We start from the raw sequence: 24,449 nt of genomic DNA, 5'->3' as shown, positions 1-24,449 counted from the left end.
GAAGCGCGACATTTTACCCTGTTTTGGCGACCAAGAACAGTAATTTTGGTAACCGGAAATAGGTAATCCTGCGACACAGTGTCGCGCGGGCGGGGATCTGTTCAGGGCACCTACCGAAGCGGGTAGTGCCGGCCGCTGGCCGGCAACCTCATGAACCTTCGGATGGCATACCGGGTTGCCGGCCAGCGGCCGGCACTACCGTCAAACCCCAGCTTCCGCCGCTTCCAACGTGTTCTGCATCAGCGTGGCCACGGTCATCGGGCCTACGCCACCCGGCACCGGGGTGATCCAGCTCGCCCGCTGCGCTGCGGCCTCAAACCCGACATCGCCCACCAACCGGCCGTCATCCAAGCGGTTGATGCCCACGTCGATCACCACCGCGCCCGGCTTCACCCACTCGCCCGGCACGATGTCCGGCCGGCCGACCGCCACCACCAGGATGTCGGCGTTGCGCACGGCCTGTTCCAGCACGTCCTTGGGGGTGAACTTGTGGCAGCTGGTCACGGTGCAGCCGGCAATCAGCAGCTCCAGGCCCATCGGCCGGCCGACGTGGTTACTGACGCCGACGATGGTGGCGTTGCGGCCGCGCACCGGTTGGTCGGTGTGGCCCAGCAGCGTGGTGATGCCACGCGGGGTGCACGGGCGCAGGCCGAACTCGCGCAGGGCCAGGTGGCCGACGTTTTCCGGATGGAAGCCGTCCACGTCCTTGCGCGGGTCGATGCGCTGGATCAGCCGGCGCGCATCCGGGATACCCGGCAGCGGCAGCTGGATCAGGATGCCGTTGATCTTCGGATCGGCGTTGAGCTGGTCGATCAGGTCGAGCAGCTCGGCCTCGGTGGTGCCGGCCGGCAGGTCGTAGTCATAGGCCTCGATGCCCACCTTCTCGGCCGCGCGGCGCTTGTTGCGCACGTACACGGTCGAGGCCGGGTCGCCCCCCACCAGCACCACGGCCAGGCCCGGGCGGCTGCCACCGGCGGCGACACGGGCGTCGACCCGCACCTTCAGGCTGTCGAGCAGGTCCTCGGCGATACGGCGGCCATCGAGGATGCGGGCAGGAAGCTGGGGGGCGGAGTCGGTCATCGGGTGCGGGCGTGGGGCGGCGGGGACGCTATTGTCCCCGATTCACGCCCCCTCGCCCACCGGCACGGACGGGGTCGGATCCCTTTGCCAAAGGCAAAGGGCTCTGACCCCATCGACCAAGCACGCACGTCGGTAGTGCCGGCCGCTGGCCGGCAACCTCATGAGCGCAGGAAGCACCGTGCAGTTGCCGGCCAGCGGCCGGCACTACCATGCTTCAGATCATTCCTCTTCTTCTTCCGGCACTTCATCCGCATTGAGCGTGCGTGCCTTGCGCTTGGGCGCGGTAAACGGCGTCGGCGTCGGCACACCGGGCAGCGCGCTGCCGAACACCATGTGCGCGCCGGCCCTCAGGCTGCCACCGGCCATTTCCAGCTCGAAGCGCTCGGCATCGCGCTCGCGGATCTGCTCGGCGATCTCGCGCGCATCGTCTTCGTCCGCGCCCAGCTCCACCAGTGCCGCCTGCCCGAACAGCAGTGCCGACTCGAACGTTTCGCGGATCTGGAAGTCCACGCCGGCATGGATCAGCCGCAGCGAATGTTCGCGGTCGAACGAGCGCACCAGCAGCTTGGCCTGCGGGAATTGATGGGCCACCAGTTCGACGATGCGGTCGGCGTCCTCGGCATTGTTCACGCACACCGCGATCGCCCGCGCACTGCCCGCGCCGGAGGCATGCAGCACGTCCAAGCGGGTGCCGTCGCCGTAATAGATCTTGAAACCAAAGCGCTCGGCGTTGTGGATCATCTCCACATCGTTATCGATGATGGTCACGTCCACGTCGCGGGCCAGCAGCGACTGGCTGGCCACCTGGCCGAAGCGGCCGAAGCCGATCAGCAGCACGCTGCCGGACAGGCCATCGGCGGTATCCACGCCTTCCAGGCTGACGGTCGGCGTCGGCGCCACGCGCTTGTAGACCAGCACCACCAGCGGCGTCAGCGCCATCGACAGCACCACCACGGCAGTGAAGTTGGCATTGATGTCCAGGCTGATCACCCCGGCACTGGCTGCGGCCGAGAACAGCACGAAGGCGAACTCGCCGCCCTGCGCCATCAGCACGCCACGGTCCAGTGCCTGCGCGTGGTCGCTGCCCATCAACCGCGCCACCACGTAGATGCACAACGCCTTGGCCGCCATCAGCGCCACCACCAGGCCGAGGATCATCGGCCAGTTGCCGGCCACCACGCCCAGGTCCAGCGCCATGCCCACGCTGAGGAAGAACAGGCCCAGCAGGATGCCGCGGAACGGTTCGATGTCTGCTTCGATCTGGTGGCGGAAGGTCGATTCGCTCAGCAGCACGCCCGCCAGGAACGCGCCCATCGCCATCGACAACCCGGACAGCTGCATCAACAGCGCCGCGCCCAGCACCACCAGCAGTGCGGCGGCGGTCATCACTTCGCGCGCTTTCGACTCGGCCAGCACGCGGAACAGCGGATTGAGCAGGAAGCGGCCCACCAGCACCAGGCCGACGATGGCACCCACGCCGATCGCCACCGACATCCAGCGCGAGCCCTCGCCATCGGCACTGCCGGCAGCCGGTGCCATCCACGCGACAAGCGCCAGCAACGGCACGATCAGCAGGTCTTCGAACAACAGGATCGAGACGATCTTCTGCCCCGACGGCAGCGCGATGTCGCCGCGCTCGGCCAGCAGTTGCATCACCACCGCAGTGGAAGTCAGCACGAAACCGGTGGCGCCGATGAAGGCGATCTGCCACGGCAGCCCGAACAGCTTGGCGATGCTGGTCAGCACCAGCGCGCAGGTGACGATCTGCAGCGTGCCCAGCCCGAAGATTTCCTTGCGCAGGCTCCACAGGTGCGAGGGCCGCATTTCCAGGCCGATGACGAACAGGAACATGACCACGCCGAGTTCGGCGGTATGCAGGATCGCCTGCGGGTCGGAGAACCAGCCCAGCCCGAACGGGCCGATCGCCAGGCCGGCGGCGAAGTAGCCCAGCACCGAGCCCAGGCCGAGCCGACGGAACAGCGGCACCATCACCACCGCTGCGCCCAACAGGGCGACGACCTTGACCAGCTCGCTGGTCGCTGCTTCTACCGCCATGCGGTGGGTTCCCCGGAAATCGAAATCGGCCTCAACGATAGAGCAACACCGATGACGGCAATAGCACGTGTGTTGCGTTTTATTGTCTTGGAGATGGAACGATAGCGGAAGTGGCCCTGGGCATCATCCCGAAACCATAAACGGTAGCGCCGGGCCATGCCCGGCGAGCGCAGCGGCGCGCGCAGGCACATCCGCCGGGCATGGCCCGGCGCTACCGGGTTCACCCACCCCGACAGAACGCGGCGTAATCGATGTACCCCGGGAACGGCACGCCCGGCGCGCACACCGCGCACTGCGGGTCGGGGCTGATGCGGGTCTCGCGGAAGCGCATGCCCAGCGCGTCAAAGCGCAGCAGGCGCCCCACCAACGGTTCGCCGATGCCCAGCAACAGCTTCAGCACCTCGGTGGCCTGCAGCACACCCGCCAGCCCGGGCAGCACGCCCAGCACGCCGGCCTCGGAACAGTTCGGCGCGAACTCCGGCGGCGGCGGCTCCGGGAACAGGCAGCGATAGCACGGCGCCTCGCCGCGCTGGCGGCCGGCATCGAACACGCTCACCTGGCCATCGAAGCGCTCGATGGCGGCGTAGACCATCGGCGTGGCGTGCTTGATGCAGGCATCGTTGAGCAGGTAGCGCAACGGGAAGTTGTCCGAACCATCCAGCACCACGTCGACGCCCCGCAACAGGCGGTCCACGTTCTCCGAGGTGACGCGCTCGGGCACGGCCTCGACCTCGATGGACGGGTTCAACGCCAGCAGCCGCTCACGTGCCGAATCAACCTTCAGCTGGCCGACGCTGGCCTCGGTATGCACGATCTGCCGGTGCAGGTTGCTGCGCTCGACACGGTCGTGGTCGGCAAAACGCAGGTGCCCTACCCCGGCGGCCGCCAGGTAGAACCCGGCCGGCGCGCCCAGGCCGCCCGCGCCCAGCACCAGCACCCGCGACTGCTGCAGGCGGCGCTGCCCAGCCTCGCCCACCTGCGGCAGCAGCAGGTGGCGCGAATAGCGGTCGTAGAAATCGCGGTCGGCGGCGCTGGTCAGTGGCTGCACCAACGGCAGCGCCAGCTCGCGCCAGGCCACGGTGCCGCCGGCAACGGAGCTCACGTTCGTATAGCCCGCATCCAGCAGCGCCTGTGCTGCATCAACCGAGCGCTTGCCGCTCTGGCAGATCAGCAGGATTTCCTGTTCCGGCAGAGGCAGGTGTGCGGCGGGGTCGTCCAGCAGTTCAGCCTTGGCCACGCCACGCGCGCCCTCGGCCATGCCGCCGGCCCGCTCGTGCGCCTCGCGCACGTCGATCAGCACCGCACCATGGGCCACGCGCGCGCGCGCCCGCTCGGGGGAAAGCTCTGGAATGCTCATGGCGTCCATTGTAGAGCCGGGCCCCATGTTGACGGAGCCGACGGCGCGTAGGACCCTCTGGCCGGTGAAACCATCGATCAATCCCGTACAGACCGAGCACCTGGTGCTCCGGCCGTTCTCATGCGCCGACGGCCCCGAGGTCTTCGCCGGCATCACGCCAACGCTGACCCGCTTCATGGCATTCGATCCGCCGGACTCTTTTGCGGCATTCGAAAAGATCGGCCAGGAATGGCTGCGCCTGATCGAGGAAGGCGCGGAATACACGTTCGTGATCCGGCATCTGCAGGACGGACGCTTTGTGGGCATCGCCGCCGTGCACCGCGCTACCGAGGGCGAACCCGAGCTTGGCATCTGGATAAGCGAGCGCGAGCACGGACAGGGCTACGGCCGCGAGGCAGTGCGCGCCGTCGTCCACTGGTGCGCGGAACGGCTCGCTGCGGTCGCCTATCGCTACCCGGTGGCGGTGGACAACGTGGCCAGCCGGCGGATTGCCGAAGCACTGGGCGGCCAGGTGGTCGGCACCGAGCAGAACGCGAAGTTTGCGTCGGTGGTCTATCGGATTCCGGTGCCAGGGCTGCCTGGCTGAGGTTGCCGGCCAGCGGCCGGCACTACCGACAGGATCGCCACAACGAGAAAGGCGGCCCTGCGGCCGCCTTTTCGTGGATCACTTGCCCTTGACGTGCTTCATCAAGCGCCGCTTGGCCTTGACCTGCCGTTCGGTCAGCACGTTCTTCTTGCCTTCGTACGGGTTGGCACCCTCGCGGAAGATGAACTGCACCGGCGTTCCGATCAGCTTGAAGCGCTTGCGGAAGAAATTCTCCAGGTAGCGCTTGTACGACTCCTGCAGTTCCTTCAGGCGGGTGCCGTGCACGATGAAGGTCGGCGGGTTGGCGCCAGCCGGGTGCACGTAACGCAGCTTGGAAACGTGGCCGCGGATGGTCGGCGGCGGGTTGGTCTCGTAGGCCACTTCCAGCGCCTTGTTCACTTCGCTGGTGGTGAAGGTCTTGTTCGCCGATTCGTGCGCGCGGTGCACCGCACGGAACAGCTCACGCAGGCCCGAGCCATGCTTGGCCGAGATGCGCACCGATTCGGCCCACGGCACGAAGCCCAGGCGCAGCGACAGCATCGTTTCGGCCTGCTCACGCTGGTAGTCGGTCAGGCCGTCCCACTTGTTGATCGCGATCACCAGCGCGCGGCCGGCATCCAGCACGGCGCCGAGCACGGTGGCGTCCTGGTCTGTCACGCCTTCGGTGGCGTCGAGCATCAGCACGGCCACCTGGCACTGCTCGATCGACTGCATGGTCTTGACCACCGAGAACTTCTCGACGACCTCGTCCACGCGCGAACGGCGACGCAGGCCGGCGGTGTCGATCAGGCGGTACTCGCGGCCGTCGCGCTCCAGGTCCACCGAGATCGAATCGCGGGTGGTGCCCGGCACGTCCGAGGCGATCATGCGCTCTTCGCCGAGGATGCGGTTGACCAGGGTCGACTTGCCCACGTTGGGGCGGCCGACGAAGGCGATGCGCACGCGGTTCGGATCGTTGTCCAGCTCTTCGCCGCTGCCCTCTTCCGGCAGACGCTGGATGACCTCGTCAAGCAGGTCGTCCAGGCCCTGGCGATGGGCAGCCGACACGGTCAGCATCTCGCTGAAGCCGTAGCGGGCGAACTCCGAACGCACGGTGTCTTCGTCGGTGCCGTCGATCTTGTTGATCAGCAGCAGCGTCGGGCGCGACAGCTTGCGCAACCAGGCCAGGATCTCATCGTCCATCGCCGAGGTGCCCTCGCGGGCATCGACGACGAACAGGATCAGGTCAGCTTCGCCAGCGGCAGCACGGGCCTGGCGCGTGGTAGCACCAGCCAGGCCTTCTTCTTCCTCTGCGATGCCGCCGGTATCGACGACGAGGAAATGGTTGTCCTCGTCAAGCCGGCAGACGCCATAGTTGCGGTCCCGGGTGACGCCGGGCTGGTCATGGACCAGGGCGTCACGTGTACGGGTCAGTGCATTGAATATGGTCGACTTGCCGACATTCGGCCGTCCAACCAGGGCGACCAAAGGCAGCATCGCGATTACTCCGTATTAATTTGCCAACCGGAATGCGGTCAGCTTGCCATCAACGTTCTGCACCAGCAGCACTCCATCGACGACGATTGGCTGGGCCAGAAGCGCATCACCGCCGCTTTTCGCCCGCGCCGCCATCGCGCCATCGGAGGCCTGCAGCCAATGCAGGTATCCCTTGTAGTCACCGACCACCACGTAGTCGCCGTGCAGCGCCGGACCGGTCAGCGAGCGCCGGGCCAGTGCGGTCTGCGACCACATCGCCGCGCCGCTGGCCTTGTCCAGGCCGAACACGCCGCCCTTGTTGTCAGTAACGAAAACATTGCCCGAAGACACCGCCACACCGCCGGCACCGCCGTGGTCACGCGCCCACAGCGGGCGACCGGTCGGGCCTTCGATGGCCATGGTCTGGTTCTTGAAGCTGCTCACGAACAGCGTGTTGCCGTCGAGCACCGGGGCGCCATCGACGTCGGCCATGCGGTCCAGCTCGGTACGGCCTTCGCCGGTACCCACGTTCTGGTCCCACAGCGTGCGGCCGTCCTGCATGGCCAGCGCAGACACGCTGCCCTCGTCCTTGCCGATGAACAGCACGCCCGGACCGGCCACCACCGGCGCGTTGCCACGCACGGTCAGCGCCGGCAGCTCGCTGGGGTTGAACCACTTCTGGGTGCCGTTGCCGGCATCGAACGCGGTGACGCGACCATCATTGCTGCGCACGAAGACCATGCCCTGGGCAATGGCCGGTGCGGCGATGACTTCGTTGGGCACGCGTGCGCGCCACTTCTCGCTGCCATCGTTGATGTCCAGCGCGATCACCTGGCCATCGAGGGTACCGATGACCACCAGGTTCTCGCCGACGCCCGGACCACCGGACAGCCGCAGCTTGGCCTTCTTCTTTTCCTTCTTCGGCTCCCAGGTCCAGACCTTCTTGCCGGTCTGCAGGTCGATGGCGTGCACGCCACCGGTGATCGCCGCGGCGAACACGTGGCCATTGGCCACTGCCGGGCCCTGGCGTACGCCGATGCGGCGCTCGCCCTTGCCCAGGTTGACCGACCAGGCCTTGTTGACCTTCAGGGTCGGCTCGAACTTCACCAGTTCCGCCGGCTCCTGTGCCTTCTTCGCTGCTGCGTCCTTGCCGGCGAACCAGCCCTTCATGGTGCTGCAACCGGACAGCGCCATACCGAGCAGGAGTACGGTGGCGACGCGCGTGATCATGACCTTCTGACTCATCAAACCGACTCCGCAGGGGCGGCGACGGTGCCGCCGGCGTCCATAACCTTGGTTTCCAGCAGTCGCCGCTGCGGCGCTGCCACGTCCAGCGTCTTCAGCGCCTTCTCATACTGTTCGCGGGCCGCGTCACGCTTGCCCTGCGCCATCAGCGCATCGCCATGGATTTCCAGGCTGCTGCTGTCGGTGGCGCTGCCCAGCAGCTTGATCGCTTCATCGCCCTTGCCGGTCGCCACCAGCAGGCGTGCCACGCGCTGGTCGACCACGCGCTGCAGGTCGCCTTCGACCTTCACCGCGCGCAGGGTGGCCAGCGCTTCTTCATTCTTGCCGGCATCGACCTGGGCCTTGGCCAGCTGCAGCGCAGCCAGGTCGCCGTAAATGCTCGACGGGCCAGCCTCCAGCGCCTTGACCGCCTTCGCAGCGTCATCGAGCTTGTTCTGCTGCAGGCCCACCAGGGCCTTCTGGTACTCGACATTGGCCGAGGCCAGCTTGCCGCCCTGATCCTTCTGGTACCACTGCCAGCCGGCAATGGCACCGATGGCGATGACTACGCCACCGAGGATGCTGGCACCGTTCTTCCGCAGCCAGCTGCGGACGCGTTCACTTTGTTCGTGCTCGTCGAGCAGGTCGTCGATCGCCATGCGTACTCTCGCCCCGCCCATCGGGAGGGACCATTGGGATTATCGAAGGTGGTGAAACCGCGCCTCAGTGTGAAACCGGGACAACGGAGCCTTCAGAGGATACCTGAAAGCGTGCCACGTTGGCTCGCTGATAGGGCGTCAGATCGACGATAGCGCCATTCTGCTGAACCTGGACCGCCGAGGCGTTGCCCAGAGTGACCCGGGCCACCTGGCCGGGGGTGAAGCTGCGGGTCTCGCCCGCCTTGATCAACGCCTTCTCGACGCTGCCGCCATCCGGACCGGCAATATCGACCCAGCTGTCGCCGCTGAACTGCATGTCCAGGTTGGCGGCAGCGGCCGGCGCAGCGCGTGGCACCGGGGCCAGCGAGGCAACGTAGGGGGTAGCAGTCGGCTTGGTGACAGGTGCGGCCGCCACTTCGGCGGGTGCCGCGGCGGCGGACCCGGGACCGGCCGGGGTAACCGGTACGGCGGCCGGGATCACATCCAGCGAGGCGGTGTTCGGCGAAGGTGCGGCGCCATCGAAGTGACCGCGGGTGGCAAACCAGACCGGGACCGCCAGCACGGCGGTAATACCGACATACAGCGCACGGCGGCCGAGATTCTCGGCGATCCGGCGCGCACGCGGGGTATGGGTGTGGCTGACCAGGGTCGGCGGAACCACCGGGCCAACCTGGGCCTGTTCCAGCAGTTCGCTGACATCGACGCCGAGCAGGCGGGCGTAGCTGCGCAGCTGGCCGCGCACGAACACCGGCGCGCCGAGCTTCTGCCACTGCTCCTGCTCGAGCGACTTCACCACTTGAACCGGCATGCGCAGGCGCTGGCCAACATCTTCAAGGGTCAGTCCGGCGGCCTCACGGGCCTGGCGCAGGCGGGTGCCGCAGCCGGCCACAGTCTCGAGATCGCTCACAGTCTGGTCATCAATCACAATGCATCAACCCTGGAGTTAGGAGCCCGCGTCCTGCGGAAATTCCTGTCGAATCCGCTGAAGATAGCGATCAGATGCCGCCTGATCACCCAGTCGCGCCTCGATTTCAGACGCAAGTTGTAACACGGAACGCGTGGCCGGTGCAGCCGCAATCCTACGTTCGGCGAAGGCGCGGGCCTCCATGAACTGGCCGCGACGGAAGCTCAGCTGGGCCATCGCCTCCAGCGCGACCGGGTTGCCAGGCACCTGGGACAGGGCGGCACGCAGGTTGCGTTCGGCGCGATCAAGCTGCCCGGCATCCAACGCACAGCTGCCGCCGTTGGCCTGCGCCTCGGCCGGCGTGGTGTAGCTGCGCGCCTGCAGCGCACGATCGAACCAGGCCAGCGACTCGGCAGCCTGTCCGTTCTGGCACAGCCAGGCACCATAATTGTTGAGCACGTCCCCCCGCTGCGGCGCCAGTTCGGCGGCCCTGCGGAAACCTTCCCCGGCCTGTCGGGTGCGGCCACGCTGATCATCGATGCCGGCCAGCAGCACCAGTGCATCGGGGTCGGCAGGCGCCAGCTTGATCGCATCGCGCGTCTTGCGCTCGGCCGCATCGAGGTTGCCGCTCTGCATGTCGCGTGCGGCCAAGGCGAGCAGATCCGCGGCGCGGACCTGCCGGCGAACACCTTCAGGGTCGCGGACCGAATAGACCGTCGCCTGGCTGGGGCCCAGCTTGGCCTTGGGTTGCGACTTGCAAGCGGTGACCGAGAGGGCCAGCACGGCTGCAAGCAGCGCCAGCCAGAAGCGGTCAGGCCGCGGCATCGCTCCCCTTCCCCGCCTGCAGCGTCTTGTTGAACTCGGCCTGGCGGCGCGTGCGATCCATCACCTGACCCTTGAGCTGGCCACAGGCGGCGTCGATATCGTCGCCACGGGTGCGGCGCACCATGGTCAGCACGTTGCTGTCGAGCAGGATCTTCTGGAAGGCGCGGATATGCGCTTCTTCGGAACGCTCGTAGCGGGTACCCGGGAACGGGTTGAACGGGATCAGGTTGACCTTGCCCGAGTCCCTGGCCTGCACGGCGTTGTCGAACTGGTGCATCAGCCGCGCCAACTGGCGGGCGTGCTCGGGCTGGTCGTTGATGCCCTTCATCAGGGTGTATTCGAAGGTGACCGATTCGCGGCGCTTGTTGGCGCGCAGGTAGCGTGCGCACGAAGCCATCAGCTCGGCGATCGGGTACTTCTTGTTGAGCGGCACGAGGGTCTCACGCAGCTCGTCGTTCGGCGCATGCAGCGACACCGCCAGCGACACGTCGCTTTCGGTGGACAGGCGGTCGATCTGCGGCACCAGGCCGGAGGTCGACAGGGTCACGCGCTTGTTGGCCAGGCCGTAGCCCAGATCGTCGCGCATCACGCTCATGGCACGCACGACGTTGTCGAAATTCATCAACGGCTCGCCCATGCCCATCATCACCACGTTGGTGAGGCGGCGCATCTGGTGCGGGACGTTGCCCAGGTGGCGCGCCGCGATCCACACCTGGCCGATGATCTCGGCGGTGGTCAGGTTGCGGTTGAAGCCCTGGGTGGCGGTGGAGCAGAACGTGCAGTTCAGGCCGCAACCGACCTGCGAGGACACGCACAGCGTGCCGCGGGTCTTGTCGGGGATGTACACGGTCTCGATGGCGTTCTTGCCATCCACGCCCATCGCCAGCAGCCACTTGTGGGTGCCGTCGGCGGAGGGCTTGTCGAAGATGATGTTCGGGACGAGGACCTCGGCATGCTCCTGCAGCTTGGCGCGCAGGACCTTGCCGAGGTCGGTCATCTCATCGAACTCGGTGACGTAGCGATGGTGGATCCACTTCATCACCTGATGGGCGCGGAACTTCTTCTCGCCGAGAACCTCGACGAAAAACTTCTCCAGGCCCGCGCGATCGAGGTCGAGCAGGTTCTGCTTGCCAGCCGTGGGTGCCGACTTCGGCAGCGGCTGGATGGCGATTTTCTGTACGACCTCGTTCACGGCATTACTCTCAGCGCGAGACGACTTCGGTGGCGGCGAAGAAGTACGCGATTTCAATCGCGGCATTCTCGACCGAGTCCGAGCCGTGGGCGGCATTGGCATCGATGGATTCGGCGAAGTCGGCGCGGATGGTGCCCGCAGCGGCTTCCTTCGGGTTGGTGGCGCCCAGCAGGTCGCGGTGGGCCAGGACGGCGTTCTCGCCTTCCAGGGCCTGGATCATCACCGGGCCGGAGATCATGAACTCCACCAGTGCGTTGAAGAACGGACGCTCGCGGTGCACGGCGTAGAAGCCTTCGGCTTCACGACGCGACAGCTGCTTGTACTTGGCGGCCACGACCTTCAGGCCGGCCTTTTCGAAGCGGGCGTAGATTTCGCCGATGACGTTCTTGGCAACGGCGTCCGGCTTGATGATCGAAAGGGTGCGCTCCAGCGCCATGGGATGTCTCCAATGGAATCGGGCCGCTGATGGCCCGAAGGGTAACAAAAAAAAAGCCGCGTCGAAACGCGGGCTTAGCCTGATAAACGTGCGCGGATTGTAAAAGATAAAGCGGCAGGGTGGTAGTGCCGGCCGCTGGCCGGCATTGGCCGCCATTCAACCTCGGGGCTGCCGGCCAGCGGCCGGCACTACCCCCATTCACCCACCTGAGCGGATTCTGACCAGCCCGGGCATTTTTGCTGCACTGCAAAATGCCATACGGTACCGTCTGGTTCTAGTATCAAACAATCGTTTGATTAAGGTCCGCCCGCCCGATGGCCAAGCCCGCCCACTTCTCGACCAAGGACCGGATCCTCGGCGCCGCCGAGGAGCTGTTCGCCCAGCACGGCTTTGCCGGCACCTCGCTGCGCCAGGTCACCAGCCAGGCAGACGTCAACATCGCTGCGGTCAACTACCACTTCGGCTCCAAGGAAAACCTGGTCAACGAGGTGTTCCGCCGCCGCATGGACGAGATGACCGGCGCCCGCCTGGCCCAGCTCGAGCGTGCCCGCAACGAACACCCCGGGCAACTGCGGCCGGTGCTCGCCGCCTTCGTCGAGCCGGCCCTGGCGCTGGCGCAGGACCGCCAGAACGGCGGTGCCTTCGTCCGCGTGATCGCCCGTGCCTACGCTGAAAAGAACGACAACCTGCGCAAGTTCCTGTCCGACCACTACGGCCACGTGCTGCGTGAGTTCGGCAAGGCGATCGCCACCTGCGTGCCCGGCCTGAGCAAGGAAGAGCTCTATTGGCGCCTGGATTTCCTCGCTGGCTCGCTGACCTATGCCATGGCCGATTTCGGGCTGATCAAGCGACCTGCCGGTGTCACCGAAACGGCGCATCGTGCCCATGCCGCCCATGAACTGATCCATTTCGCCGAGGCCGGATTCCGTGCCGCCGCCCGCAGCGGCAGCGCCCTGCCCGCCTCCATTGATTCCACCCAGTAACTGCTGACCAACAAAGGCCCTACACCATGTCCAATTCCCTGCTAGTCCGCCGCGCCGCCGTGCTGGGTGCCGGCGTCATGGGTGCCCAGATCGCCGCCCACCTCACCAATGCCGGCGTCGACACCGTGCTGTTCGACCTGCCTGCCAAGGAAGGTCCGGCCGATGGCATCGTGCTGAAGTCGATCGCCAACCTCGGCAAACTGAGCCCGGCGCCGCTGGCCAGCAAGTCGCTGGCCGAAGCCATCACCCCGGCCAACTACGAGACCGGCCTGGAACAGCTGAAGGACTGCGACCTGATCATCGAGGCCATCGCCGAACGCATGGACTGGAAGCAGGACCTGTACAAGAAGATCGCCCCGTTCGTGGCCGACCACGCCGTGCTGGCCTCCAACACCTCGGGCCTGGGCATCAACAAGCTGGCCGACGTGCTGCCCGAACAGCTGCGCCACCGCTTCTGCGGCGTGCATTTCTTCAACCCGCCGCGCTACATGCACCTGGCCGAGCTGATCCCGGCCACCACCACCGACGCCAGCGTGCTGGAAGGCCTGGAAGCGTTCCTGGTCACCACCCTGGGCAAGGGCGTGGTGTACGCCAAGGACACCCCTAACTTCATCGGCAACCGCATCGGCGTGTTCTCGATCCTGTCCACCATCCACCACACCCAGGAATTCGGCCTGGGCTTCGACGAAGTGGACGGCCTGACCGGCCCGCTGGTCGGCCGCCCGAAGTCGGCCACCTACCGCACCTCCGACGTGGTCGGCCTGGACACCATGGCCCACGTCATCAAGACCATGGGCGATACCCTGCCCAACGACCCGTGGCATGAGTTCTTCAAGTCGCCGAAGTGGCTGGATGCGCTGATTGCCAAGGGCGCACTGGGCCAGAAGACCGGCGCCGGCATCTTCCGCAAGGTCGGCAAGGACATCGTGGTGCTGGACCTGGAAAAGCAGGACTACCGTCCGGCTGACCGCGCCGCTGCGCCGGAAGTGGTCGAGATCCTGAAGATCAAGAACCCGGCCGAGAAGTTCGCCAAGCTGCGCGAGAGCCAGCACCCGCAGGCGCAGTTCCTGTGGGCGACCTTCCGCGACCTGTTCCACTACAGCGCCTACCACCTGGCCGACATCGCCGAGACCGCGCGCGACGTCGACCTGGCCATCCGCTGGGGCTACGGCTGGTCGCTGGGCCCGTTCGAAACCTGGCAGGCTGCCGGTTGGAAGCAGGTCGCGCAGTGGATTGCCGATGACATCGTCGCCGGCAAGAGCATGAGCAACGCCCCGCTGCCGGATTGGGTATTTGACGGCCGTGACGGCGTGCATGCCGCCGAGGGCAGCTACAGCCCGTCGCGCAACGCCAAGCTGCCGCGTTCGTCGCTGCCGGTGTACCAGCGCCAGCGCTTCCCCGATCCGCTGCTGGGTGAGAAGTTCGCGCCGGGCGAGACCGTGTTCGAGAACGACGGCCTGCGCATGTGGCACGACGGCGATGGCATTGCCGTGGTCAGCTTCAAGACCAAGATGAACACCGTGTCCGACCACGTGCTGGATGGCCTGCAGGAATGCGTCACCCGCGCCGAGAAGGACTTCCAGGGCCTGGTGATCTGGCAGCAGAAGGAGCCCTTCTCCGCCGGTGCCGACCTGGCTGGCGCCCTCGGCCTGCTGCAGGCCGGCAAGGTCGATCAGTTCGAAGCGATGGTGCACAACTTCCAGCGCACCAGCCAGCGCATCAAGTACTCGCTGGTGCCGGTGGTGGCTGCGGTGCGTGGCCTGGCCCTGGGTGGCGGCTGCGAGTTCCAGATGCACAGCGCCAAGACCGTGGCCTTCCTGGAAAGCTACATCGGTCTGGTCGAGGCCGGCGTCGGCCTGCTGCCGGCAGGCGGCGGCCTGAAGGAACTGGCCGTGCGCGCATCGCAGGCCGCCGGCCCGGGCGGTGACGTGTTCGCCGAACTGAAGAAGACCTTCGAGACCGTGGCGATGGCCAAGGTGTCCAACTCGGCGGTCAACGCCAAGGAACTGGGCCTGCTGCGCAGCACCGACAAGGTGGTGTTCAACAGCTACGAGGCCCTGTACATCGCCAAGGCCGAAGCACGCGCCCTGGCCGAAGCGGGCTACCGTCCGCCGCTGCCGGCACGCCGTATCCAGGTGGCCGGCGACGTCGGCATCGCCACCTTCAAGATGATGCTGGTCAACATGCTTGAAGGCCGCTTCATCAGCCCGTACGACTACGAGATCGCCGAGCGCATCGCCACCGTGCTGTGCGGCGGCAAGGTCGACCGCGGCACCCTGGTCGACGAAGAGTGGCTGCTGACCCTGGAGCGCAAGCACTTCGTCGAACTGGCCCAGCAGGAAAAGACCCAGGCCCGCATCGCGCACATGCTCAAGACCGGCAAGCCGCTGCGGAACTGACGGAAGACATCGGTAGTGCCGGCCGCTGGCCGGCAACCTCTTCCAACCCCTATTCAAGAGATCACTGCAATGACCAAGCAAATCCAGGACGCCTACATCGTCGCCGCCACCCGCACCCCGGTTGGCAAGGCGCCCAAGGGCATGTTCCGCAACACCCGCCCCGACGACATGCTCGCCCACGTGCTGCGCAGCGTCGTGGCGCAGGCGCCGGGCGTGGACGTCAACCGCATCGATGACGCGATCATCGGCTGCGCGATGCCCGAAGCCGAGCAGGGCATGAACGTAGCCCGCATCGGCGTGCTGCTGGCCGGCCTGCCGAACACCATTGCCGCGCAGACCGTGAACCGCTTCTGCTCCTCCGGCCTGCAGGCCGTGGCGCAGGCGGCCGACGCGATCCGCCTTGGCAACGCCGACCTGATGCTGGCCGGCGGCACCGAATCGATGTCGATGGTGCCGATGATGGGCAACAAGATCGCGATGGCCCCGAGCGTGTTCGACAACGACCACGTCGCCATCGCCTACGGCATGGGCATCACCGCCGAGAAGGTCGCTGAAGAGTGGAAGGTCTCGCGCGAAGAACAGGACGCGTTCGCCCTGGCCTCGCACCAGAAGGCCATGGCCGCCATCCAGAATGGTGACTTCAAGGACGAGATCAGCCCGTACGAGATCGTCTCGCACCAGCCCGATCTGGCCGACGGCAAGCGCATCATCACCCGCAACAAGGTGGCCGACACCGACGAAGGCCCGCGCCCGGATTCCTCCGCTGAAGGCCTGGCCAAGCTGCGCCCGGTGTTCCGCAACGGCCAGTTCGGCGGCACCGTCACTGCCGGCAACTCCTCGCAGATGAGCGATGGCGCCGGCGCAGTGCTGCTGGCGTCGGAACAGGCGATCAAGGATTACGGCCTGACCCCGCTGGCCCGCTTCGTCAGCTTCTCGGTGGCTGGTGTGCGCCCGGAAGTGATGGGCATCGGCCCGATCGCCGCGATTCCGAAGGCACTGAAGCAGGCCGGCCTGACCCAGGACCAGCTGGACTGGATCGAGCTCAACGAAGCCTTCGCGGCACAGTCGCTGGCGGTGATCCGCGATTGCGGCTTGGACCCGAGCAAGGTCAACCCGCTGGGCGGCGCGATCGCGCTGGGCCATCCGCTGGGTGCGACCGGCGCGATCCGTACCGCGACCCTGCTGCACGGCCTGCGCCGTCGCCAGCAGAAGTACGGCATGGTGACGATGTGCATCGGCACCGGCATGGGTGCGGCGGGCATTTTCGAGGCGCTGTAGGGTTCAAGGCGTTGCCTCGTTGGGCTTCAAGGCGTGGGCCGGGTTGGCAGGGCTACCCGGGACACGCCGTGAACCCATCCATGGGGGCTCGATGGCGCCATCCATGGCGCCAACGGTCCCGGGCAGCCCTGCCAACCCGGCCCTTCCAGCCTCCCCGCGGCGGTGGGATAAGAAGAGGCAAGAGCAGTAGATCCACGCCATGCGTGGATGCTCCGAAAACGAAAAAAGGCAGCCATCGGCTGCCTTTTTCGTTTCTGCCCTGCTCTTGATTCCGCCCTTCCCGTCCGCGCCCGCAGGAAACCAAGCTGGCGGGATGGGTGGGCCTTTGCAGGACCGTTGGCGCCATGGATGGCGCCATCGAGCCCCCATGGACGGGTTTACAGCGTGTCCTGCGAAGGCCCACCCATCCCGCCCATCACGTATCAATCAAGGCGTCGCGAACGGAGCGCTTGAAAACCCTTACTCCGCCAGCATCGCCGCCAGCTTCTCGCGCGCCGGACCGGCCAGCTTCGGGTTGTCCAACGCGAAGCGGATCGTCGCCTCGACCAGCCCCAGATGGGTGCCGCAGTCGAAACGGGTGCCCTCGAAACGATAGGCATCGACCTCGTCGGTCTTCAGCAGTTCGGCGATCGCATCGGTCAACTGGATCTCGCCACCGGCACCGGTGCGGGTCTGCTCGAGCAGCTCGAAAATCTTCGGGCTCAGCACGTAGCGCCCCACCACCGCCAGGTCACTCGGTGCGTCTTCCGGCTTGGGCTTCTCCACGATCTGCGAGATACGCCCCTTGCGGCCGTCGAACGCCTCGGTGGCGACGATGCCGTAACTGGCCGTCTTGTCGTGGGGCACGTCCTCCACGGCGATGACGCTGGCACCGCTGGCCTCGTTGAGGTCGGCCATCTGCTTCAGCGCACCCGCGCCGCGGTTCCAGATCAGATCGTCGGGCAGCAGCACGGCGAACGGCTCGTCACCGATGACCGCCTTGGCGCACAGCACCGCATGGCCCAGGCCCAGAGCCTCGGCCTGGGTGACGAAGATCGCGCGCACGCCTTCCGGCAGCACATGGCGGATCAATTCGAGCTGTTCGTGCTTGCCCGCGCGCTCGAGCTTCTGCTCCAGTTCGTAGGCCTTGTCGAAATAGTCGGCGACGGCGTGCTTGTAACGGTTGGTGATGAACACCAGGGTGTCACAGCCTGCTTCGATCGCCTCATCCACGGCGTACTGGATCAGCGGCCGATCGATGATCGGCAGCATCTCCTTCGGCACCGTCTTGGTCGCCGGAAGAAAACGCGTGCCCAGACCCGCTACCGGGAATACCGCCTTGCGAATGCGCTTGCTCATTGGTGCCTGTTGGCCTCACGTGCCGGAAAGGGCACAACCTTAGCGGATGAAATGTAAGCATCCTGTTCGATTGGCGAGAATTCCGGCATGGTCGCAAACAGGATTTCCTGGATCGTATCGATGTCGTACCGGGCAATGGCCTCGCGCAGCTTCGGCACGTTGCCCAGCACGATGTCCCGCGAGAACGAACGGACGCCGGCCTCGAGGATCTTCGGGTGCGCGGTCGGCCGGTAGTCCTCGTCGGAATAGAACAGCGTCTCGTGCAGCTTCTCGCCCTGGCGCAGGCCGGTATAGATGATCGGAATTTCCTTGTAGGGCTGCTTGCCCGCCAGGCGGATCATCTGCTCGGCCAACACCCGGATCGGCACGGGCTCGCCCATGTCCAGGGTGTAGATCGCGCCGTGCGACGCCGAAGCGGCCGCCTGCAGGATCAGCTGGCACGCCTCGGGAATGGTCATGAAATAGCGGCTGACCTCCGGGTCTGTCACCGTGACCGGGCCGCCCTTGAGGATCTGCTCGCGGAACAGCGGCACCACGCTGCCGGCCGACGCCAGCACGTTGCCGAAACGCACGGTCACGAAACGGGTGTGCGTGGACTTCTGGTCCAGGCTCTGGCAGATCATCTCCGCATAGCGCTTGCTGGCGCCCAGCGCATTGACCGGGTCCACCGCCTTGTCGGTCGAGATGAATACAAAGTGCTCGACGTGGGCTTCCAGGCAGGCGCGGGCCACGTTCTCGGTAGCCAGGATGTTGTTGCGCACGGCTTCACGCAGCTGACGCTCCAGCACCGGCACGTGCTTGTAGGCAGCCGCATGGAAGGCGGTGTCGACCGGGTGCAGCGACAGCGCGTGGCGGATCACTGCAGGATCACCACAGTCACCGAGCACCGCTTCGATCTCGACATCAGGGAAGCTGCGGCGCAGCTCGCCCTCGATGGTCAACAGCAGCAGCTCACTGATCTCCAGCAGCACGATACGACCGGCGCCATGGCGCGCGCACTGGCGGCACAACTCGGACCCGATCGAGCCACCGGCACCGGTCACCATCACCGTGCGCCCGCCCAACCAGCCACGGATGAGGTTCCAGTCCGGCATGATCGGCTTGCGGCCGAGCAGATCTTCGATCGCCACTTCCTTCAGCTGCCCCGGCAGCGACTGCCCCTGCAGGATGTCGCTGAGCTTGGGCACCGTGCGGAACGGAATGCCGGTGCTCTCGCAGATGGCCACCACGCGCTGCATGCCGACGGCATCGAGCGAAGGCATGGCAATCACCAGCAGCTTGGCTGCGGTCTCGCGGGCCACTGCCGGTGCATCGTCCAGCGTGCCCAGGATTGGCAGGCTCTGCAGCTTGGCCCCTCGCAGGTGCGGCGCATCATCGAGCAGGCCGACCGGCTCGAAATTGCCGGACCGGCGCAGGTCGCGCACCAGGGTCTCGGCGGCCTGTCCGGCGCCGAGAATCAGCACCCGGCGCGCGCTCGAGTCGGACTGCAGCGACTGATAGTCCTTCCATGCCCGGTACAGCAGGCGTGGGGCGCCCAGCAGTGCCGACAGTGCGAACGGATAGATCACCAGCACCGACATCGGCACGCCGTTGAAGCGCTTCCAGGCCAGCACCAGAACAATGGCGATCAGGCCGATGAAGCTGGCCTTGAAGATGTTCAGCAGGTCGCTGACGCTGGCAAAACGCCACAGGCCGCGATAGAGGCCGATACGCCAGAACACCAGTCCCTGCAGCGCCAGTACCAGCGTGGTGTCCACGTTCCACAAGGGCAATGCAGGAGCGTCGGCCAGAATCGAGTAACGACCTGCGTGCAGCAGCTGCCAACAGGCCCATACCATGAACAAGTCGTGGCAGACGATGGCCGTACGCGGCATCAGGCCGAGGATTCTGTCCCGCCAGGGTGAAGACATAGATCGAGTAATTCCTTATCGGTGGCGCAATCCATTGCGCAGGAGGAGCCACAGCAGGGTCAGCGCGGCAAACCACGCGACCGCTACGACAGCCTCCCACCTCGGCTGCAAATTGGTGCAGATATTGAACACTGTAATACTGAACAGGCCCAAAACAAAGTACATCCCTGTCACCTGGGCATGGCTGGCTCCTGCCTGCACCGCGCGCTGGTAGACATGCTGGGTGTGGGGTTCCATCCAGCGTTGCCCGGAAAGCATGCGCGCCAACAGCGTGAAGCCCGCGTCCACAAGAAATGCAGACAACGGCAGCAACAACAGGATCCAGTTGATGTCGGTGTGCACTGCCGCGACGGCCAGCACCACCGCCACGGCATAGCCGAGGGCGCCACTACCGACATCACCCATGAAGATCCGCGCCTGCGGGAAATTGAATGGCAGAAAACCCAGGCAGGCCAAGCCGAGAACAACGGCCACCAGCGAATAGGGCCAGGGCAGCACTGTCGCAAAGCCGAGCGCAACGATGATGGCCTGGCTGCTGGCAATCCCGTTGATGCCATCCATGAAGTTCCAGATGTTGATCAGCGAGGCGGTGAAGAACAGCACCAGCAGGCTCAACAGCCAGCTACCCCCGTGCATCTTGACCAGCCCTGCCAGCAAGGCAGCGGCGAGGAAATGCACCAGCAAACGGCGCATGGCTGGCAGCGGCCGATGGTCATCCCACCAGCCGATGCCGGCCACCAGCAGCAGGCCAAGGCTGGCAACAGCCAGGCTGGGCGCGGCGTCCGGCCAGAAAAAAGCGGCCACGGCCGCGGCAACCAGCAGACTGATCACGATGGCGATGCCGCCACCGCGAGGGGTGGCGACACTATGGCTGCGGCGCTCGCCGGGCTGATCCAGCAGCTGCCTGCGCAGCGCATACACGCGCGCCGCCCAGGTCAATGCCGCGCTGAGCAGGGCCAGGCCCAGCAGCGCGGCCATCACAAGCCACGGCATGGTTCAGAGCACCGCGTAATTCAACAGCGGCTTGACCGTGCCCCACTCCTTGCAGCTGGGGCATTGCCAATGGTGGGTGCGGGCGCCGAACCCGCAGCGGGTGCAGCGGTAAGCGGGGTTACGCACCAGCAACTGATCGGTGATGTGCTTGAGGTCATGCAGGGTCGCGGTGGAATCTGCGCCCTCGGCCAGGGTGAGGTCGATCAGCGCCGATTCGCCACGCACCGACGGGCGATCCTTGAGCTGGCGGCCGAGGTAGGCGCGGGCAGGTGCAACACCCTCCTGCTCTTCCATCAGGCGGGTCAGCGCCAGCACCGGGGCGATGCCGCGGTAGTGCTCGGTCATCTCGGACAGGAACGCGCGCGCGCCGCCGAGGTCGCCGACCTTGCGGTAGTTTTCCATCAGCGCCGGCAGCACTTCCGGCAGGTACTCCGGATCGTTGCGGGCGGCACGCTCGAAGGCGCGCACGGCCGCCTCGGCGTTGCCTGCATCGGTTTCCAGTCGTCCTTCGATGATGCCGGCACGGACCGACATGGCATCAGCCTGGTAGGCGCGGGCAATGGCCGCCCTCGCCTCTTCCAGCTTGCCAGCGCCACGGAAGCGCTCGGCGAGCTCGCATTCAAACTGCCCGATCAGCTTGCCCATCGGCTCGCCGGTGACATCCTCGAAGCGGGTAGCGTTGTCGATCGCCTTTTCCCAGTCGCGCTCGGCCTGGTAGATGCCGATCAGGTGCTTGAGCGCCTGCGGTGCCCGCTGGTCCAGCTGTGCCAGTTCGGTGAACACGGTTTCGGCACGGTCCAGCAGGCCGGACTTCATGTAGTCCTCGCCCAGTGCCAGCAGCGCCTGCACGCGCTGCGCGTCGCTCAGGTCCTGGCGGTTGACCAGCCCCTGGTGCAGACGGATCGCGCGGTCCACTTCGCCACGGCGACGGAACAGATGGCCCAACGCGACCTGGGTCTCGAAGGTTTCCTTGTCCAGCTCGGCGATGTGCAGGAACAGTTCGATGGCCTTGTCCGGCTGCTCGTTGAGCAAGTAGTTCAGGCCACGGAAATAGGTGCTGGACAGGTGGCTGACCTGGTTGTCACCGTGGCGTTGACCGCCGCGGCGTCCGATCACCCAGCCGGCCAGGGCCGCCAACGGCAGACACAGGAAGAACCAGAACCACTCGGAAACGAATTCCATCGTCGATCAACGTCCATCAAAAGATTGGGAGGGGGCGACCGGCGCCGACGGCGCAGCCGCCGACTTGTTGGCACGTCGCAGCTGGCTGTAGAGCGGAATGACCACGCTTACCAGCACCAGGCCAGCGCCGACCACGACACCAATCAGCAGGGCGGCGATCAGCGCCACACCGACGGACGTGTTCAACTGGGTAAACAGCAGGTTGATCGACATGGCCGTCATGTTGACCGCACCGATGATCAGACCAAGGATCAGAACCGCCAGCAGGACCAGCAGACGAAAAACTTTCATGCGACAGCTCCATTGGCAGGAGGCCGTAGCTTATCCGACTCGTGGTGGGATTCGCACGAAGTCGCGCGACGGATGGCTCAGGCCGGATCTGCGTCCAGCGGCAGCACACTACTGACCCGCTCGCGCAATTCCTTGCCTGGCTTGAAATGAGGGACATGCTTGCCCGGCAGGGCAACCGATTCGCCGGTCTTCGGGTTGCGCCCCAGGCGCGGCGGACGGTAGTGCAGCGAAAAACTGCCAAAGCCGCGGATCTCGATGCGATCGCCGGCCGACAGTGAGCCCCCCATCATTTCCAGCAATGACTTGACCGCCAGATCGACATCATCGGCCTTCAGGTGCGCCTGCCGGCGCGCAAGGATTTCGATCAGTTCGGATTTGGTCATTACCGGCTCACATCAGGGGCATCTCAGCCTGAAACGGCCCGGGCAGTGCCCGGGCCGTCCAGGAAACAACGAACAGCGTAAGGCCGATATTACTCGGACTTGTTGCCGTTCAGCTGTGCACGCAGCAGCGCGCCCAGCTGGGTGGTGCCGCTGGAAGCCGAAGAGGACTGGTATTCCTCCAGCACTTCGCGCATTTCCGCGTCGTCCTTGGCCTTGATCGACAGCTGCAGGGTACGACCCTTGCGATCCATGCCCACGAACTTGGCTTCAACCTTGTCGCCGACCTTCAGGTGCTGGGTCGCGTCGTCAACACGCTCGTTGGCGATGTCGCGAGCTGCAACATAGCCTTCGATGCCGTCGGACAGCTCGATGATCGCGCCCTTGGCGTCGACTTCCTTCACCACGCCTTCGACCTTGGAGCCCTTCGGATTGGTCGCCATGTACTGGCCGAACGGATCCTGCTCCAGCTGCTTGACGCCCAGCGAAATGCGCTCGCGTTCCGGATCGACGGCCAGGACGACTGCGTCCAGGTTGTCGCCCTTCTTGAAGTTGCGAACGATGTCTTCGCCAGTGGTCGCCCAGCTGATGTCGGACAGGTGAACCAGGCCGTCGATGCCGCCGTCCAGGCCGATGAAGATGCCGAAGTCGGTGATCGACTTGATCTGGCCCGACACCTTGTCACCCTTCTTGTGGGTGGCAGCGAAGGTTTCCCACGGATTGGCGGCAACCTGCTTCATGCCCAGCGAGATGCGGCGACGCTCCTCGTCGACGTCCAGGACCATGACTTCAACTTCGTCACCGACCTGCACAACCTTGGACGGGTTGACGTTCTTGTTGGTCCAATCCATCTCGGAAACGTGCACCAGACCTTCGACGCCCGGCTCGATTTCGACGAATGCGCCGTAATCGGTGACGTTGGAGACCTTGCCGAACACGCGGCTGTTGGCCGGGTAACGACGGGCGATGTTATCCCACGGATCTTCGCCCAGCTGCTTCAGGCCCAGCGAAACGCGGTTGCGCTCGCGGTCGAACTTCAGCACGCGCACGTCCAGCTCGTCGCCGACATTGACGACTTCGGACGGATGGCGCACGCGCTTCCATGCCATGTCGGTGATGTGCAGCAGGCCGTCGATGCCGCCCAGGTCCACGAATGCGCCGTAATCGGTCAGGTTCTTGACGACACCCTTCAGGATCGCGCCTTCCTGCAGCTTGTCCATCAGCTGCTCGCGCTCTTCCGAGTGCTCGCTTTCGACGACAGCGCGGCGCGAGACCACGACGTTGTTGCGCTTGCGGTCAAGCTTGATGAGCTTGAATTCCAGCTCCTTGCCTTCCAGGTAGGCCGGATCGCGCACGGGGCGCACATCGACCAGGGAACCCGGCAGGAAGGCGCGGACATCCTTGATGTCCACGGTGAAACCACCCTTGACCTTGCCGCTGATGCGACCGGTGATGGTTTCGTTCTTTTCCAACGCTTCTTCCAGCTCGTCCCACACCATCGCGCGCTTGGCCTTCTCGCGCGACAGGACGGTTTCACCGAAGCCGTTCTCGATCGAGTCGAGGGCGACCTTGACGATGTCGCCTTCGGCAACATCGATTTCGCCAGCGTCGTTACGGAACTGTTCGATCGGCACGATGCCTTCCGACTTCAGCCCGGCGTTGATCACCACGACGTCGCCGCGGACTTCAACAACGGTACCGCTGACGATGGCGCCCGGCTTCAGCTTGGCCAGGTTGGCCTGGCTGGCTTCAAACAGTTCGGCAAATGATTCGGTCATTAGATTTACTCTGTTGGACACATGGGTCGGTTGGCTTCCCTTCAGGGAATGGCTACCGCCCGCCTGTTGGTCGACCCCGGAAATGCAGGTCGTGTGTGGAAGTAGGAAAACCGCCACGCATCATTGCGCGACGGAGCTTTTACA

At 65.6% G+C, this 24,449-nt stretch carries 21 protein-coding genes; 4 read left to right on the top strand and 17 right to left on the bottom strand.

The genetic code is table 11. From position 1 onward, the window contains the following. Window positions 1-201: 201 nt before the first annotated feature. The 3 genes from folD to moeB form a co-directional block, all read right to left on the bottom strand. Window positions 202-1,080, bottom strand: a complete 879-nt coding sequence (folD, locus tag J2X70_RS13980; protein WP_025874985.1) for a bifunctional methylenetetrahydrofolate dehydrogenase/methenyltetrahydrofolate cyclohydrolase FolD — start codon at window positions 1,078-1,080, stop codon at window positions 202-204. Between the two features lie 219 nt (window positions 1,081-1,299). Further along, window positions 1,300-3,135 (bottom strand): monovalent cation:proton antiporter-2 (CPA2) family protein, encoded by a 1,836-nt coding sequence (locus J2X70_RS13975; RefSeq protein ID WP_059063917.1) that lies wholly within the window; start codon window positions 3,133-3,135, stop codon window positions 1,300-1,302. 220 nt (window positions 3,136-3,355) lie between these two features. Then, window positions 3,356-4,492 carry a molybdopterin-synthase adenylyltransferase MoeB gene (moeB, locus tag J2X70_RS13970; RefSeq protein ID WP_309910803.1) on the bottom strand — a complete coding sequence of 379 codons (1,137 nt, stop codon included), beginning with the start codon at window positions 4,490-4,492 and terminating at the stop codon, window positions 3,356-3,358. Between moeB and J2X70_RS13965 the strand changes: the two genes are divergently transcribed. Next, window positions 4,491-5,078 carry a GNAT family N-acetyltransferase gene (locus J2X70_RS13965; RefSeq protein ID WP_309910801.1) on the top strand — a complete coding sequence of 196 codons (588 nt, stop codon included), beginning with the start codon at window positions 4,491-4,493 and terminating at the stop codon, window positions 5,076-5,078. The two genes, moeB and J2X70_RS13965, sit on opposite strands and share 2 nt — an antisense overlap. Window positions 5,079-5,156: 78 nt before the next feature. Here J2X70_RS13965 and der read toward each other — a convergent pair whose 3' ends face one another. The 7 genes from der to ndk form a co-directional block, all read right to left on the bottom strand. Further along, a complete protein-coding gene (gene der / locus J2X70_RS13960) occupies window positions 5,157-6,554 on the bottom strand; it encodes a ribosome biogenesis GTPase Der (protein ID WP_025874993.1) in 1,398 nt (465 codons plus the stop codon). 15 nt (window positions 6,555-6,569) lie between these two features. Further along, window positions 6,570-7,778, bottom strand: a complete 1,209-nt coding sequence (gene bamB, locus J2X70_RS13955) for an outer membrane protein assembly factor BamB (protein WP_032977555.1) — start codon at window positions 7,776-7,778, stop codon at window positions 6,570-6,572. Then, the gene (locus tag J2X70_RS13950; protein WP_025874997.1) at window positions 7,778-8,416 is read right to left on the bottom strand and encodes a tetratricopeptide repeat protein; all 639 of its coding nucleotides are present in this window, start codon (window positions 8,414-8,416) and stop codon (window positions 7,778-7,780) included. Before J2X70_RS13950 ends, bamB begins: the two co-directional genes overlap by 1 nt. Before the next feature lie 64 nt (window positions 8,417-8,480). Further along, window positions 8,481-9,341: a RodZ domain-containing protein gene (locus J2X70_RS13945; protein WP_051585102.1), complete on the bottom strand. Its 861-nt coding sequence runs from the start codon at window positions 9,339-9,341 to the stop codon at window positions 8,481-8,483. An 18-nt stretch (window positions 9,342-9,359) separates the two neighbouring features. Beyond that, window positions 9,360-10,145, bottom strand: a complete 786-nt coding sequence (pilW, locus tag J2X70_RS13940; protein ID WP_180831270.1) for a type IV pilus biogenesis/stability protein PilW — start codon at window positions 10,143-10,145, stop codon at window positions 9,360-9,362. Next, entirely contained in the window at window positions 10,132-11,337 is a 1,206-nt protein-coding gene (gene rlmN / locus J2X70_RS13935; RefSeq protein WP_032977561.1) for a 23S rRNA (adenine(2503)-C(2))-methyltransferase RlmN, read from the bottom strand. The genes pilW and rlmN overlap by 14 nt, the downstream gene beginning before the upstream one ends. A gap of 10 nt (window positions 11,338-11,347) precedes the next feature. Then, window positions 11,348-11,773, bottom strand: a complete 426-nt coding sequence (gene ndk, locus J2X70_RS13930; protein WP_008265389.1) for a nucleoside-diphosphate kinase — start codon at window positions 11,771-11,773, stop codon at window positions 11,348-11,350. A 314-nt stretch (window positions 11,774-12,087) separates the two neighbouring features. Between ndk and J2X70_RS13925 the strand changes: the two genes are divergently transcribed. The 3 genes from J2X70_RS13925 to J2X70_RS13915 all read left to right on the top strand — a co-directional run bounded on the left by J2X70_RS13925 (window position 12,088) and on the right by J2X70_RS13915 (window position 16,433). After that, window positions 12,088-12,756: a TetR family transcriptional regulator gene (locus J2X70_RS13925; protein WP_025875011.1), complete on the top strand. Its 669-nt coding sequence runs from the start codon at window positions 12,088-12,090 to the stop codon at window positions 12,754-12,756. 26 nt (window positions 12,757-12,782) lie between these two features. Next, window positions 12,783-15,155, top strand: a complete 2,373-nt coding sequence (locus J2X70_RS13920; protein WP_309910795.1) for a 3-hydroxyacyl-CoA dehydrogenase/enoyl-CoA hydratase family protein — start codon at window positions 12,783-12,785, stop codon at window positions 15,153-15,155. A gap of 69 nt (window positions 15,156-15,224) precedes the next feature. Further along, the gene (locus tag J2X70_RS13915; RefSeq protein WP_025875015.1) at window positions 15,225-16,433 is read left to right on the top strand and encodes an acetyl-CoA C-acyltransferase; all 1,209 of its coding nucleotides are present in this window, start codon (window positions 15,225-15,227) and stop codon (window positions 16,431-16,433) included. Between the two features lie 459 nt (window positions 16,434-16,892). Here J2X70_RS13915 and galU read toward each other — a convergent pair whose 3' ends face one another. From galU to rpsA, 7 genes are all read right to left on the bottom strand, one after another. After that, complete coding sequence (gene galU / locus J2X70_RS13910) at window positions 16,893-17,771, bottom strand: UTP--glucose-1-phosphate uridylyltransferase GalU (protein WP_025875017.1); 879 nt, start codon at window positions 17,769-17,771, stop codon at window positions 16,893-16,895. After that, window positions 17,768-19,681: a nucleoside-diphosphate sugar epimerase/dehydratase gene (locus tag J2X70_RS13905; RefSeq protein ID WP_025875018.1), complete on the bottom strand. Its 1,914-nt coding sequence runs from the start codon at window positions 19,679-19,681 to the stop codon at window positions 17,768-17,770. Before J2X70_RS13905 ends, galU begins: the two co-directional genes overlap by 4 nt. Window positions 19,682-19,696: 15 nt before the next feature. Then, window positions 19,697-20,674, bottom strand: a complete 978-nt coding sequence (locus J2X70_RS13900; RefSeq protein WP_025875019.1) for a glycosyltransferase family 4 protein — start codon at window positions 20,672-20,674, stop codon at window positions 19,697-19,699. Window positions 20,675-20,677: 3 nt separating this feature from the next. Next, entirely contained in the window at window positions 20,678-21,856 is a 1,179-nt protein-coding gene (gene lapB, locus J2X70_RS13895) for a lipopolysaccharide assembly protein LapB (protein WP_032977571.1), read from the bottom strand. A gap of 6 nt (window positions 21,857-21,862) precedes the next feature. Beyond that, on the bottom strand, window positions 21,863-22,147 hold the full coding sequence (locus J2X70_RS13890) for a lipopolysaccharide assembly protein LapA domain-containing protein (RefSeq protein WP_025875021.1): 285 nt from the start codon (window positions 22,145-22,147) through the stop codon (window positions 21,863-21,865). 77 nt (window positions 22,148-22,224) lie between these two features. Then, window positions 22,225-22,530 carry an integration host factor subunit beta gene (locus tag J2X70_RS13885; protein WP_005409286.1) on the bottom strand — a complete coding sequence of 102 codons (306 nt, stop codon included), beginning with the start codon at window positions 22,528-22,530 and terminating at the stop codon, window positions 22,225-22,227. A gap of 89 nt (window positions 22,531-22,619) precedes the next feature. Next, window positions 22,620-24,305, bottom strand: coding sequence for a 30S ribosomal protein S1 (gene rpsA / locus J2X70_RS13880; protein ID WP_025875032.1), 1,686 nt, complete (start codon window positions 24,303-24,305; stop codon window positions 22,620-22,622). Between the last annotated feature and the right edge of the window lie 144 nt (window positions 24,306-24,449).

The sequence above is a fragment of the Stenotrophomonas sp. 1337 genome (genome assembly GCF_031455455.1).
Classification (GTDB): Bacteria; Pseudomonadota; Gammaproteobacteria; order Xanthomonadales; family Xanthomonadaceae; genus Stenotrophomonas; species Stenotrophomonas indicatrix.
The sequence above is the reverse complement of the archived record's forward strand: the minus strand, read 5'-3'. Positions and strand labels throughout refer to the sequence as shown.